The sequence below is a fragment of the Peribacillus asahii genome (genome assembly GCF_003570725.1).
Taxonomy (GTDB): Bacteria; Bacillota; Bacilli; order Bacillales; family DSM-1321; genus Peribacillus; species Peribacillus asahii.
In genome coordinates this window covers 298,901-313,296 of record NZ_QWVS01000013.1, presented here as the reverse complement: position 1 = coordinate 313,296, position 14,396 = coordinate 298,901, and the positions used below count along the sequence as shown (strand labels likewise).

Genomic DNA, 14,396 nt, shown 5'->3' with positions numbered 1-14,396 from the left:
AGATGTCTGTTGCAAGTCCGTTCTTTTTTTTATTTAGTTTGTTCATTGCAGCCTTCATTTTATTGTATTTCTTTCGAAAGCAATATGAGCAGTTACCTGTTTCATCGAATATGCTTTGGGAGCAAGTATTAAATGAACGGCAAGCATCACCATGGCTACAAAAGCTGCAGCATAATCTCCTTTTTTGGCTGCAATTGCTCATTCTAGTGCTCATTATGCTGGCGTTGACCCGTCCATATTGGTATGGAAAAGTGCCTGCAGGTGATCATTTCATTTTGGTTGTTGATACATCAGCGACGATGAGTGCAAAGGAAGGAGAGAAAACTCGATTTGCGACAGCAAAAGAGGATATCTTTAAATTGCTTGATGAGATAGATCAACAAGAGGTGACGATTATTAGCACTGGGCAAAAGCTAAAGATTATTGCGAATCATGAACAAGATCAGCGTGCGCTTCAAAAAGCGATTCAAGAGCTTGAACTTTCGTATGAGTATGATGCCATGGATCAAGCGCTTGAGCTTGCCGGATCGTTAGTGACAACGAAGGATTCGGTTGTGCATTTGTTTTCAGACCATGTGGTCGAAGAGGATGTTGCTTCTTTTTCAGAGGATCAGTCGGTGTTTGTACATAATTATAATAGTCAACATGATAACCTTTCATTGCTTTCGTTTGGTACGGCACCAGAGGGAGAGAAAGTCTCGGCTGTGGCTGTGATTGCGAATGAAACAGATGCCGATGAACAAGTGGATTTTCAAGTGATGAGTGGTAAAACGCTTCTTTTTTCCAAAAAAGTGCATGTAGCAGCGAATCAGGAAGCGGTTGTTAATATGCCAACATTACCAGCACATCCATATTATCAAGCTGTAATCCGTACACCGGATGATTATGAAGCGGATAATGAACTAACCGCTATTTCAACGACATCCTATGATAAGGTGTATGCCGTTGGTGATGTAAATCCTTTTTATCTAGCAGGATTAAAAACGCTTGGTCTTGAAGTGATTCAAGTTGATGATGTTGCTAAAATTGGTCGTGATGGCATGGTCATTGCAGAAGGAGTGAGTCTTACGCAGCTAGGCGAGTATCCGCTTCTTTTTATTCAAAGTGAAGCGAAGAAGAAACAGAAAGTCACTGAAACATTAACAGCAGCGGATGATCCATTATTTATGCATGTTGATAGCAAAAAGGTGTATATCGCTTCTTCCTTTCGTCCACTTAATCAGGAATGGCAAACGATTTTGGCAAGCGGAGACCAGCCGTTGATTCAAAAAGGAACCCATCATGGTTATCCGATTATTGCGCTCAATTTTGCATTAAGTGACACAGATTGGCCGCTGCAACCTGGGTTCCCGCTCTTTTTATATAACAGTTATCAATGGTTGACACAGCAAACGAATTTTCTTGGATATTATCAGCCAGGAGAAGAAAAATGGTTGAACTTAGGAAATAAACAAACGGATTTAAGTATTTTTACAGAGGACGGAAACAATCTGTACACGATTAATCTTGCCAAAGAAAGTTTTATTGCCCCAGTTAAACCAGGCGTGTATGAAGGTGTAGCAGGTGAACAGTCTTATTATTTTTCTGTTTTATTGGATGAGCGTGAAAAAAGCTTAAATGCGGCTCCTTCTTTTGCAATGAATCCAAAAGAAGCTCAGTCAAGAGAGACGACAGAGAATATTCAGGATCATTTGTGGTTTTGGCTGGCTTGTATCGCATTACTCTTGTTGATGGCAGAGTGGGAGGTGTACCGTCGTGGGTATTGAACTAACGTATCCTTATTTGCTGTTGTTACTCCTTCCATGTGTGTTTCTTATGTATTCTTTTTGGAAAAACAGCCGCCTCACAATGAACCGTAGTGAAAAAGTCATTGTAATAACGCTTCGTTCACTCGTCTTTTTTCTCCTTATTTTTGCTTTAACAATTCCGCAGCTATTGCTACCGGTAAAAGGGACAACGGTCGTCTTTTTAGCGGATCAATCAGCGAGTGTAGATAATAAGGAAGAAGATATTCTGGCCTGGATTGAGGCGAGTGTTGATAAGAAAGCAGCTGATGATGCATTTGCTGTTGCTTCGTTTGGGGGCGATGCGGCAGCCGAGCAAGCGGTAACGAAGAAAGAGACTGTAATTTCACAGCTTAGTAGTGAAGTAGATGAAACCGAGACATCCATTGAAGCTGGTATTCGCTTTGCTTCCTCTTTTATTTCGAATGATGAAAACGGACGAATTGTATTGTTTTCAGATGGAAATGAAACGATAGGGCATGCCGCTGAAACAGTGAAACTGCTCCATAATAAAGGGATTGAATTGGATGTTGTGCCGATTCAAGTACCAGTCAAAAAAGATGCTTCTTTAACGGATTTATCGGTTTCTCCTTCTCTATATCAGGGAGAAAAGGCAGATATTTCGGTATCGATAGCAAGCGATATTACTCAAGAGGCAACGATTCGCATTTCGTTAAATGATAAAGAAATCATCAAAAAATCTGTTGCTGTCAAGGAAGGAAACAACGTATTCGGCTTTTCGCATATTGTAACGGAAACAGGCATGCATGTGTATAAAGCAGAAATTGCAGCGAAAGAAGATGCTTATGCTGAAAATAACACGCTGCATGCGATTACAAATGTTAAAGGTACGCCAAAAGTGTTGATTGTTGAAGAAAACCGAAGTTCGTTATCGAGTATTTTATCGGGAAATGGCTTTGATGTAGAAGCGATTGTACCAGAAAAATTGCCGACAACGTTATCGGGGTTTTTACAGTATCAAAGTGTGGTGTTTAACAACGTATCAGCCACGTCTATTTCGTAAAACCAAATGCAGTTAATTGAGCAATCTGTAAAGGAATTCGGCAATGGTTTTGTGATGACAGGAGGCGAAAATAGCTTTGGACTTGGCGGGTATTTTAAAACCCCAATTGAAAAGCTGCTCCCGGTCGATATGGATGTGAAAGGAAAAAAAGAAATGCCATCATTAGGCTTAGTCATTGTTATGGACCGTTCAGGCAGTATGAGCGGGAATAAATTATCTCTTGCGAAAGAAGCAGCTGCCAGGTCTGTGGAGTTATTGGAAGAAGGCGACACGTTTGGTTTTATCGCCTTTGATGATCGACCTTGGCAAATTGTTGAAACAGAGCCATTAAAGGACAAGGAAGCAGCGATGGACCAAATTCGTTCCGTTGCATCTGGGGGCGGCACCGAAATTTATCGTTCATTGGAGCTTGCTTATGAGCAGTTGCAGGATAAGAAACTACAGAGAAAGCATATTATTTTATTAACGGACGGTCAGTCACCTAGAAATGATTATGAAGCGTTGATTGAAGAAGGAAAAGAACAAAATATTACGTTATCCACTGTGTCAATTGGAAATGATGCCGATAAGCTGCTTTTAGAAGAGTTAGCTCAATGGGGAGCGGGCCGTTATTACGACGTCGTTGATTCTTCTGTCATTCCAAGTATTCTCTCGCGTGAAACGGTGATGGCGACAAAGACGTATATTGAAGATAACCGGTTTTATCCAACGATACAACAGGGAACTGGTTGGAACTCTCTTTTTGCAGATGGAGTGCCGCAAATGAATGCCTATATTGCAACAACAGCGAAAGAACGGGCAAAAGAGCCTCTTATTAGTGGTAAAGAGGACCCCGTGCTTGCCGAGTGGCAATATGGCATGGGCACGACGATTGCGTTTACTTCGGATATAATGGGGAAATGGTCTGGTAATTGGCCGCGTTGGAACCAATGGGGGAACTTTTTAAATCAGATGATTACGACAACATTACCGAAGTATGAGAGTGAGCCATATACGGTTACGATGGATCATAGCGGTGATGAGACCGTATTATCTATTCAAGCGGCAACGAATAATATACACCCGTTATCTGCAAGTATTGTGTCTGAAAAAGGCGACCGGATTGACAGTCATCCGAAATTAGTTGCACCAGGGAAATACGAGATGACAGTTCCGAATCAATCAGGCTTATACTTTTTAAGTGTACAGCAGGATCATGAAACGGGGGCTTCAAACCTTTATCAAACAGGTTTTACGATTCCGTACTCAAAAGAGTATGTACAGCAAGGATTGAATCAACGATATATAGATGAACTGCTTGCGACGTCTGGTGGGCAAGAATTGAAAAAAGAGGCATCGGCATTTCGAGATCTTAAAGAGATGTCCCAGCACAAACAGAGTATAAGTGCATGGTTATTGTGTGCAGCCTTTTTGCTATTCTTTGTCGAAATTATCATTCGCCGTTTTGGCTGGCAAAGGTTGTGCTCTTTCTTTACGAGGAAAAAGCAAGGTATTGAACGTTCGAAAGCTGAAACGACTGTGAAGCGTTTGAAACAGGCGAAACAAACGGTTGAAAGAGGGCCTAATAAATCAATGCAAGTAGAGGAACAGAAGCAAGCAACCGGAAAATCACAGCTAAAGCAAATGGATAAAAAGCTGTCTCCGTCAGAACGTGAAGAGCGAATGAAACGACTGTTAGAGGCGAAGCGACGCAAACATTAGAAAGTGGTAAGGATTATTGCTTGACATTACTGTAGTCAATAGGTAAACTATAAACTTGTAAAGGGTTTTCACTTAACAGCAGGGAGTGACTAACATGCTTGAAAAAACAACGCGTATTAATTATTTGTATGATTTTTATCAATCGTTGTTAACCGAAAAGCAACAGAGCTACATGTCCCTCTACTATCTAGATGATTACTCTCTTGGGGAAATTGCTGAAGAATATGAAGTCAGTAGGCAAGCAGTATATGACAATATAAAAAGAACAGAAGCGATGCTTGAAGAATATGAAGCAAAGCTTTTGTTATTTCAAAAATTTCAACAGCGTAATAGATGGATTGCTGAGTTTAAGGCTCTGATTGAGCACGAATCTGTGACAAAAGAGGAGCTGGCTCAGGCCATTGCAGCGCTTGAGAAGTTAGATTAGGAGGCGGCAATAATGGCATTTGAAGGATTGGCCGACCGACTGCAAAGCACGATGCAAAAAATTCGCGGCAAAGGGAAAGTAAACGAGGCGGATGTTAAGGAAATGATGCGCGAAGTGCGCTTAGCTCTTCTTGAAGCCGATGTTAACTTTAAAGTTGTTAAGGATTTTATTAAGCGAGTGAGTGAACGTGCGGTAGGTCAGGAAGTGCTAAAGAGCTTAACCCCCGGTCAACAGGTTATTAAAGTAGTTAAAGAAGAATTGACAGAGCTTATGGGCGGTGAACAAAGCAAGATTGCTGTTGCAACAAAACCCCCAACTGTCATTATGATGGTAGGTCTTCAAGGGGCGGGTAAAACGACGACAACCGGGAAGCTTGCTAATCTTCTTCGCAAAAAATATAACCGACAACCATTGCTTGTTGCGGCAGATATTTATCGTCCAGCAGCGATTAAGCAGCTTCAAACACTAGGTAAGCAATTAGATATGCCTGTTTTCTCATTAGGCGATCAAGTAAGCCCAGTGGAGATTGCGAAGCAGGCTATTGCTAAGGCAAAGGAAGAACATCATGATTATGTGCTACTCGATACAGCAGGTCGTCTCCATGTTGATGAAAAGCTAATGGATGAACTGAAGGATATTAAGGAGCTCACAAAGCCTGATGAAATTTTCCTTGTTGTTGATGCCATGACAGGGCAAGATGCTGTAAATGTGGCGCAAAGCTTCAATGAACAGCTCGGTTTAACGGGCGTTGTGTTAACGAAGCTCGATGGTGATACACGAGGCGGAGCTGCGCTTTCCATTCGTTCTGTAACGAATACACCGATTAAGTTTGTCGGGATGGGCGAGAAAATGGATGCGCTTGAAACGTTTCACCCAGAAAGAATGGCTTCAAGAATTCTCGGCATGGGCGATGTGTTAACGTTAATTGAAAAAGCACAAGCAAATGTGGATGAAGAAAAGGCGAAAGAATTAGAGAAGAAGATGCGGACAGCTACTTTTACCTTTGATGATTTCCTTGATCAACTTGGCCAGGTACGCAATATGGGTCCTCTTGATGATCTATTGAAAATGATTCCAGGGGCCAATAAAATTAAAGGGTTGGATAATGTTCAAGTGGACGATAAGCAAATTGGCCATGTTGAAGCAATTATCCGTTCTATGACAAAGCAAGAAAAAGAACAACCCGAAATCATTAATGCTTCACGTCGTAAACGAATTGCTAAAGGGAGCGGAAGATCCATTCAGGAAGTCAACCGTCTTCTAAAACAATTTGAAGATATGAAGAAAATGATGAAACAAATGACAAATATGCAAAAAGGGAAGAAAAAAGGATTTAAATTCCCATTTATGTAATGGTTTTTAGATAGAGAAAATGGGCGCAACGCTCTATATTACAATGTTTTTTCTATCTGTTAAGAAAAAAACCTTTACAAACATACAAGGTGTTTGGTAACATATTATCTTGTGTGAAACTACTCGGAGGTGTTTATTTAAAATGGCAGTAAAAATTCGTTTAAAACGCATGGGAGCTAAAAAATCTCCTTTCTATCGTATCGTAGCAGCTGATTCTCGTTCACCACGTGATGGACGTTACATCGAAGTAATTGGAACATACAATCCAGTTGCAGAACCAGCTAAAGTAGAAATCAACGAAGAGTTAGCTCTTAAATGGTTACAAGACGGTGCTAAACCATCTGATACAGTTCGTAACCTTTTCTCTAACCAAGGCATCATGGAAAAATTCCATAATGCAAAATTCAGCAAGTAATCAACTAAGTTGATGAAAACTCTAATTGAAACGATTGTCTCAGCGCTTGTTGATCATCCTGATGCGGTTGTTGTAACGGTGAAGGAAGAGGCTGATCGAATCGTTTATGTTCTTTCGGTTCATAAGGAAGACATGGGCAAAGTGATTGGCAAGCAAGGGCGTGTTGCGAAAGCGATTCGGACTGTAGTTTATGCAGCAGGATCCTCACAGCAAAAGAAAATCTATTTGGAGATTTCCGAATAAGGAGGGCTAATACCCCTCCTTTTTTTGTACGATCATTTATTTTGCGATATACTTAACTATAGAATGAAACTTGATAATATTTGGAAGGATAAGCGATTATAGTGTTAATGCTGCGACCACGAGATACATATATTCTTTTATACATATCGTTGCTTAAGTATGAAAAAATCCTACATACTATAGGGGGGGCTGGAATGAAAATTCTTCAAAATGTTATCGTTACGCAAGTGTTGACAGAATCCAGCAAGAATGAGCTCCTTGATGCGTACAAATCGAAGCGCTTGCAGTTGCAAAAAGAAAGTGAGCAACTCCGTTTTGAATTGAAAAAACTAGAGAAAACGCGTCATACACAACCAACAACTCTTAAGTCGCATTTTGAGAAAGAGATTAACAATCGCTTGGAAAAAATTAAATTAGTGGAATTTCAAATGGAGCAATTAGAAATTCTGCCGATTGGGAGCGAGTTAAAAGAACGCGAGGTTCAAAGCCTGGTTGATGTTCAAGTTGGAGCGAATTGGGAAGAACTAACTAAAACAAAAACAATCGTCATTAAAGACGGCATTGTGTCAGAAATTCGGTAGAGGTGACAGCATGGAAAGATGGTTTAACGTTGGAAAGATTGTCAATACGCATGGTATACGAGGTGAAGTTCGGGTTATTTCGAAAACGGATTTTGCAGACGAGCGTTATAAAGTAGGGAATACCCTTTACTTATTTAGGGAGAAGCATAAGGAGCCGTTAGAGCTGACAATTGCTTCACATCGCACACATAAAAATTTTAATTTACTAACATTTGAAGGCTATCATAATGTAAATGATGTCGAACCGTTTCGCGATGGAATTTTAAAGATCAATGAGTCTCAGTTAACGGATTTAGATGAAGGGGAATTTTACTTTCATGAAATTATCGGTTGTACCGTATACACTGATACCGAAGAAGAAGTCGGTACCATTAGTGAAATTTTAACACCGGGTGCAAACGATGTTTGGGTTGTGAAAGGTCCTAAAGGGAAGGATGTATTAATTCCTTATATCGAGCACATTGTGAAAGAGGTCGATATTACAAATAAAAAGGTCATTATTACACCAATGGAAGGATTATTAGACTGATGAAGATTGATGTGCTCTCTCTTTTTCCGGAAATGTTTGAAGGTGTTTTAGGATCGTCCATTCTAAAAAAGGCGGCGGAGAAACAAGCGGCCAGCTATCGAGTGATTAATTTTCGCGACTATGCTGACAATAAGCATCATACGGTGGACGATTATCCGTATGGTGGCGGTGCAGGGATGGTCTTGAAGCCTCAGCCTATATTTGATGCAGTGGAGACTCTTCAAGGAGAGGCGACGGTGAAGCCGCGTGTAATTCTGCTTTGCCCGCAAGGTGAACGATATACGCAAAAGAAAGCGGAAGAGTTAGCCCGTGAAGAGCATCTTATTTTCGTTTGCGGACATTATGAAGGCTATGATGAACGAATTAGAGAACATGTTGTGACAGATGAAATATCGCTTGGAGATTATGTATTAACGGGCGGTGAGCTAGGGGCCATGGTCATTATTGATAGCGTAGTCCGTCTTTTACCTGGTGTATTAGGGAATGAAGCTTCGCCTGTGCTTGACTCCTATTCATCGGGACTTCTTGAACATCCACATTATACAAGACCGGCTGATTTTCGCGGTATGAAGGTTCCGGATGCATTATTATCAGGTAATCATAAAAAAATTGAAGAATGGAGAATGAAAGAATCGTTGCGTCGCACTTGGATGCGCCGCCCGGATTTACTTGATTCTTATTCTCTTTCAGAAGTTGAAAAAAAATTATTAGCTGAGATTCAGAAAGAACAATGAATCTATTGTATTCCAGTTCATCCTATGGTACAATATTTTTTGTGACTTGGGCAATATGTCCAGTCTTATAACGATGTTCCGCTGTAGACATGCTAGGTTTGCAAGAGCATCCATGAGGAGATGAAATCAATGCAAAAACTTATTCAAGAAATTACACAAGAACAACTTCGCACTGATCTTCCGTCGTTCCGTCCTGGTGACACAGTACGTGTACACGTTAAAGTTGTTGAGGGAACTCGCGAACGTATTCAGTTATTTGAAGGTGTTGTAATCAAACGTCGCGGTGGCGGAGTGAGCGAAACTTTCACAGTTCGTAAAGTTTCTTACGGTGTTGGAGTTGAACGTACATTCCCTGTTCACACACCAAAAATCGCGAAATTAGAAGTAGTACGTCACGGTAAAGTACGTCGTGCGAAACTTTACTACTTACGTGAACTTCGTGGTAAAAAAGCACGTATTAAAGAAATTCGTCGCTAATTTATCGATTTCAGTAAGAGGTACGCACTGCCGTTTTCAAAAGGCTATAACTTATATAGCATTATACAAAAAAGGAGCTTGATTATCAGGCTCCTTTTTTGTATAAGTGTTTATATATTGATTAGTGCCCAAGGTATGTTCATGTCCCTAGTCAACAGCCTTAGTGAACATCGCTGGGCTAAAGAAGAATGTTTTAATAAAAACAGATTCTTGGGTAACAGGAGTTACTCGCTATCAGATGAGTAAGATGGTAAAATGATGAATGGATGAACATGCCTGATTTAAAGAGGATGGTGACCATGGCTAAAGGGAAAAATGAACTAGTAGAGTGGATAAAAGCGATTATTGTCGCTGTTATTATCGCAACGGTCATTCGCCAATTCTTTTTTGCTCCAGTTGTTGTGGATGGTTACTCGATGATGCCGACTTTAAAGGATACAGATCGAGTCATTGCGAATAAATTTTCTTATGTAATAGGCAAACCGAAGCGCTTCGATATTATTGTGTTTGAGGCACCAGAAGGCAAGGATTATATTAAACGTGTAATTGGCTTGCCAGGAGATAAAGTTGAGTATGATCATGATACGCTCTATATTAACGGCAAACCGTATCAAGAGCCTTATTTAGATAAATATAAATCAAAGTTAGTAGATGGCGGCCCTCTAACAGAATCTTTTACATTAAAGGATATTAAAGAAATTAATCAAGAAACGGTACCAGAAGGCTATTTATTCGTTATGGGTGATAATCGTCGTTTAAGCAAGGATAGCCGGCATATAGGTGTCATCCCGTATGATAAAATATTAGGTAAGACAAATACGGTTTATTGGCCTATAAAAGATATCAGGAAAGTCGAATAGATTGTTGAAACATTAGAAATAGGAAGGTTGATTTTTAGTGACAATACAGTGGTTCCCTGGCCATATGGCCAAAGCAAGACGGGAAGTAACGGAAAAGTTAAAATTAATTGATATTATATTTGAATTAGTAGATGCAAGAATCCCGGCATCTTCAAGAAATCCGATGATTGATGAGATTATTCAACATAAGCCAAGAATTATTTTATTGAATAAGGCAGATATGGCTGATCCGGTGAAAACAAAGAAGTGGCTCGAGTACTTTAAAGCACAAGGAAAAACAGCTATTGCGATTAACTCGCAAGCAGGTAATGGCTTGAATCAGATTACAGCAGCTGCTAAAGAGCTGTTAAAAGAAAAGCATGAGCGGATGAGAGCGAAAGGTATTAAGCAGCCACGAGCAATTCGGGCGATGATTGTCGGTATTCCAAACGCTGGGAAATCGACACTGATCAATCGATTAGCGAAGAAAAATATTGCTAAAACGGGGAATACACCAGGTGTGACGAAAGCGCAGCAATGGATTAAAGTAGGCAAGGAAATGGAGCTGCTCGATACACCGGGAATTCTTTGGCCAAAATTTGAGGACCAAGAGGTAGGCTTGAAGCTAGCATTAACGGGAGCTATTAAAGATACTATTTTAAATTTACATGAGGTATCGCTCTACGGCCTTCGCTTTTTAGAAAGAGAATATCCAGAGCGGCTGCAATCGCGCTATAATTTAGACCAGATTCCAGAAGAAACCGTGGAGCTTTTCGATGCAGTTGGTCAATTCCGCGGCTGTTTAGCTGGCGGTGGACTTGTCGATTATGATAAGACGGCTGAATTAGTTGTTCGAGAGATTCGTTCGGAAAAATTAGGGCCTCTTACATTTGAAGTACCTGGTGAAGAACGAGAAGATATAGAAGAATAATTAATTGATACGGAGCCGGATGTTTTCGCTCCGTATTTTTGTGCAATATGACAGCATGCAATTTTTGATAAGTGTTGGTGTCTAATTTTATACCTGCCCCCTTAGGCTAATAGCTATTTAAATCTAATATCTATCAATCAAGGACCGGTGGCGTTTTTTCTAATTAGATGCTATAGAATAACAGTGGGATAGCCGATAATGAATATAACAGGTGAGAATATGGACACACGTATGAGTATTAAAGAAATAGCATTGAAATTACAAGAGATTACGAATCCACATGATGATTTTTTCATTCAATGTCAACAGGATGAGCGTAAAGGTGTTATCAATTTAGTGAAGAAATGGGAGCGTTCGTTTGAAAAAGAGCAGCAATTAAAGCAGCATTTTATCACAATGTCTCAATATGAACGAGAGTTGCGAAAGCAAGGGGTTGCGCTTATTGCTGGAATTGACGAGGTAGGTAGAGGTCCGCTTGCAGGTCCTGTTGTGGCGAGCGCGGTTATGTTGCCAGAGACGTTTTATTTGCCGGGACTCAATGATTCTAAAAAAATACCCGAAATAAAGCGTGAATTGTTTTATGAAACGATTATGCAAGAAGCGATTGCGGTCGGAATAGGCATTGTTGATAATGAAGAAATTGATGCGATTAATATTTATCAGGCAACGAAGAAAGCGATGATTACTGCGATTTCTGAATTACGTGAGCAACCGGATCATCTTTTAATTGATGCAATGGAGCTTGAAGTGGACATTCCGCAATATTCCATTATTAAAGGAGATGCTAAAAGTATTTCTATTTCTGCAGCATCGATTATTGCAAAAGTGACGCGGGATCGCATGATGAAGGAATATGCAAAGCAATATCCTGAATATGGTTTTGAACATAATATGGGTTACGGGACGAGCGTACATTTAGAGGCGCTATCCCGATATGGACTGACACCATGGCATAGAAAAAGCTTTTCACCTATTAAAGAAATGATTCATCGTGGATAAACGTATGGAAGGAGCTGAGAAGTGTGCAATTTATAACGATGGGAGCCCAAGTCCATACATCTACAAATGTAGATTCCGGTCTCGCGTTTAAAGTTGGACAAATCTTTTTCGGGAAAGTAAATAAAATTTACCCGAATCAAATAGCCGAAGTGCGAATTGGCAATCAAAAACTGATCTCTACTTTAGAAGCTCCTTTGCAAGCAGGAGAACGCTACTGGCTGCAAGTTCAATCTAATGAGAGGAAGCCGGTGTTAAAGGTATTAGATACACCGCATGCCGCCCAGACGATGAATATGAAAGCAGCTGCTCAGCAATTGATTGCGCATCTTGGGATAACTGCGAATGCGGAGGCAGCAGAACTTGCTGAGTTTCTTATGAGAAATCAGTTTCCTATTACTAAAGATTCGTTCCAAGCGGCCCTGCACTGGCTGAAATTAACAGACTCTTCTCAATCTGGCTTAGAGACGATTAAAACGATGTATGTTCAACAATTGCCTTTTGTCGAGGATATTTTTAAAGCTCTATTAGCCCAGTCTAAAGGCGAATCTCTACATAATATGCTTGGCGATTTGCTTGGCAGGCTCACTTCAGCATCTACTGGCACAGCGACAACGAGTCAATTAAAAGAAGTACTAGAGTCACTTGTTTTATCGAAACAAGGACATCTACAAGAAACAGGCTTATTGAGGCTTATAAGTCAATGGGCAAGTTCAGATGCATCTCCTGACCTTAAAGCAGGAGCATTTAGTTTACTTCAAAAAGTTGGTTTGATTTCTTCTTCGTTTTCGGAAGCAGAATTTTTAACGAAACTAGTTACAGATTCACAAATAAGCGGTGTTCCTCAGGCTAAAACAGAGCTTGCTATGAAGTGGCAGCAAGGGATGCAGTTGCTTGCTGATTATAAAACAGCACTGCGAAATGGAGAGCATCGTATTGTACATCTTCAAAATGTGACAAACTGGTTGGCTGAGCAACAAGGAGTGTCGAAAGCTCCATTAACAAACTTAGTACAAGGACAACAGCTGGCGACAGCGAGTGTAAGCTCAGCTGATTTTGCTCAGCAACCTGCCAATTTAGCTGCGCCTTTAAAGATAAATCCTCAGCAAACGGATTTACCAAAGTTGACGATGAACGTAATGGAAATGCTAGTTACTGAAAGTGAGAGCAAATCTGTTCTAGCATCATTTTTACATTTGTTGAATCCAAATCATTCACAGGTAAATGGTGCGAAAGAGGCTTTAGCGAACCAATTGTTATCATTTTCACAAAATCCTTCTGAGCGCTCGGTATTACCACATGAAAGAGCAGTTTTACAAGTACTAGCATCAGAGTTTCAAATGATAGATTTGACGAAAGGAACCGCCGTATATTCTCATTTAAAGGACATCGTCAAAATATTAGGGCTACAATTCGAGCATGTACTGGCGCATGCGCAAAATGCGAATCCGGCTGCTTTAGAAGAAGAGCTTGTGACGTTAAAGCCGCTGCTGCTTAAGTTGCTTCAGGAACAGCAGCATCCAGCTGGTATTAAAGAGCTAGCGGAACAGATTGTGAATCGTTTAACGGCTCAGCAAATTATGTCACAAGAAAATGGGCCGCTTCAAAATGTTTTGCTGACGTTACCATTAAATATAGGGAAATATGAAACTGATGTTACTTTACAATGGAGCGGCCGTCGAACACAAGAGGGTGGCATTGATTCAAATTATTGTAGAATTTTATTTTATTTAGATCTTGAACAATTAAAGGAAACGGTTATTGATATGCAAGTTCAAAATCGAGTGATTAAAGTCGTTGTCATGAATGAACAAAGTGAGATATTAGAAAACATGGCAAGGCCTTATATCGGTCTCTTACGAAGCAGTCTTGCACAATTAAATTATAAATTATCTGGTGTATTATTTGAAAATACGCTTATGAAACATGAGAAGGAAAAAAGGAACCAGTCGACTTCGTATCCAGCGGCTGGTTCCTACAATGGAGTGGATGTTCGAATATGATAGAGGATAAACGAGCAGAAGCTATTGCTTTGAAGTACGATTCTGAAAAAGACCCGGCTCCCAAAGTATTGGCGAAAGGAAAAGGGAAGGTAGCAGAGAACATTTTAGAAAAGGCAAAAGAGCTAAATATTCCTGTCCAAAAGGATCCGTCACTAGCTGAGCTTCTAGGGAAATTGGATATTAATGAAACCATACCAGATGAATTGTATCGCGCGGTAGCTGAGGTATTTGCTTTTATTTATAAAATGGATCGAGATGCAGGATCACATCACAAATAGAATTATTTTAATATAATTATAGTTTAGTAAAAACATAGCTTAGGCTATGTTTTTTTCTTTATTTTAGTTAATTATCTGGTC

At 40.1% G+C, this 14,396-nt stretch carries 16 protein-coding genes; all 16 read left to right on the top strand.

Annotated elements, in window-relative coordinates:
- Positions 1-2: 2 nt before the first annotated feature.
- The 16 genes from D1953_RS07765 to D1953_RS07695 all read left to right on the top strand — a co-directional run bounded on the left by D1953_RS07765 (position 3) and on the right by D1953_RS07695 (position 14,315).
- On the top strand, positions 3-1,766 hold the full coding sequence (locus tag D1953_RS07765; RefSeq protein ID WP_119116589.1) for a vWA domain-containing protein: 1,764 nt from the start codon (positions 3-5) through the stop codon (positions 1,764-1,766).
- Positions 1,756-2,808, top strand: a complete 1,053-nt coding sequence (locus D1953_RS21695; RefSeq protein ID WP_245979979.1) for a VWA domain-containing protein — start codon at positions 1,756-1,758, stop codon at positions 2,806-2,808. The genes D1953_RS07765 and D1953_RS21695 overlap by 11 nt, the downstream gene beginning before the upstream one ends.
- Before the next feature lie 6 nt (positions 2,809-2,814).
- On the top strand, positions 2,815-4,509 hold the full coding sequence (locus tag D1953_RS21690) for a vWA domain-containing protein (protein WP_245979977.1): 1,695 nt from the start codon (positions 2,815-2,817) through the stop codon (positions 4,507-4,509).
- 94 nt (positions 4,510-4,603) lie between these two features.
- Positions 4,604-4,936 carry a putative DNA-binding protein gene (locus tag D1953_RS07755; RefSeq protein WP_119116588.1) on the top strand — a complete coding sequence of 111 codons (333 nt, stop codon included), beginning with the start codon at positions 4,604-4,606 and terminating at the stop codon, positions 4,934-4,936.
- A 12-nt stretch (positions 4,937-4,948) separates the two neighbouring features.
- Positions 4,949-6,289, top strand: coding sequence for a signal recognition particle protein (gene ffh / locus D1953_RS07750; protein ID WP_119116587.1), 1,341 nt, complete (start codon positions 4,949-4,951; stop codon positions 6,287-6,289).
- A gap of 142 nt (positions 6,290-6,431) precedes the next feature.
- Entirely contained in the window at positions 6,432-6,704 is a 273-nt protein-coding gene (gene rpsP, locus D1953_RS07745; RefSeq protein WP_119116586.1) for a 30S ribosomal protein S16, read from the top strand.
- A 12-nt stretch (positions 6,705-6,716) separates the two neighbouring features.
- Entirely contained in the window at positions 6,717-6,947 is a 231-nt protein-coding gene (locus tag D1953_RS07740; RefSeq protein ID WP_119116682.1) for a KH domain-containing protein, read from the top strand.
- Positions 6,948-7,141: 194 nt separating this feature from the next.
- Complete coding sequence (locus D1953_RS07735; RefSeq protein ID WP_119116585.1) at positions 7,142-7,528, top strand: YlqD family protein; 387 nt, start codon at positions 7,142-7,144, stop codon at positions 7,526-7,528.
- A 10-nt stretch (positions 7,529-7,538) separates the two neighbouring features.
- A complete protein-coding gene (gene rimM / locus D1953_RS07730; RefSeq protein WP_119116584.1) occupies positions 7,539-8,057 on the top strand; it encodes a ribosome maturation factor RimM in 519 nt (172 codons plus the stop codon).
- Positions 8,057-8,791: a tRNA (guanosine(37)-N1)-methyltransferase TrmD gene (gene trmD / locus D1953_RS07725; protein WP_119116583.1), complete on the top strand. Its 735-nt coding sequence runs from the start codon at positions 8,057-8,059 to the stop codon at positions 8,789-8,791. The genes rimM and trmD overlap by 1 nt, the downstream gene beginning before the upstream one ends.
- Before the next feature lie 129 nt (positions 8,792-8,920).
- On the top strand, positions 8,921-9,268 hold the full coding sequence (gene rplS, locus D1953_RS07720) for a 50S ribosomal protein L19 (RefSeq protein ID WP_119116582.1): 348 nt from the start codon (positions 8,921-8,923) through the stop codon (positions 9,266-9,268).
- Positions 9,269-9,567: 299 nt separating this feature from the next.
- A complete protein-coding gene (lepB, locus tag D1953_RS07715; RefSeq protein WP_119116581.1) occupies positions 9,568-10,128 on the top strand; it encodes a signal peptidase I in 561 nt (186 codons plus the stop codon).
- A 37-nt stretch (positions 10,129-10,165) separates the two neighbouring features.
- Complete coding sequence (ylqF, locus tag D1953_RS07710) at positions 10,166-11,038, top strand: ribosome biogenesis GTPase YlqF (RefSeq protein WP_119116580.1); 873 nt, start codon at positions 10,166-10,168, stop codon at positions 11,036-11,038.
- A gap of 198 nt (positions 11,039-11,236) precedes the next feature.
- A complete protein-coding gene (locus D1953_RS07705; protein ID WP_425454256.1) occupies positions 11,237-12,037 on the top strand; it encodes a ribonuclease HII in 801 nt (266 codons plus the stop codon).
- A gap of 23 nt (positions 12,038-12,060) precedes the next feature.
- Complete coding sequence (locus D1953_RS07700; RefSeq protein ID WP_119116579.1) at positions 12,061-14,037, top strand: hypothetical protein; 1,977 nt, start codon at positions 12,061-12,063, stop codon at positions 14,035-14,037.
- A complete protein-coding gene (locus D1953_RS07695; RefSeq protein ID WP_119116578.1) occupies positions 14,034-14,315 on the top strand; it encodes an EscU/YscU/HrcU family type III secretion system export apparatus switch protein in 282 nt (93 codons plus the stop codon). Before D1953_RS07700 ends, D1953_RS07695 begins: the two co-directional genes overlap by 4 nt.
- Positions 14,316-14,396 lie beyond the last annotated feature (81 nt).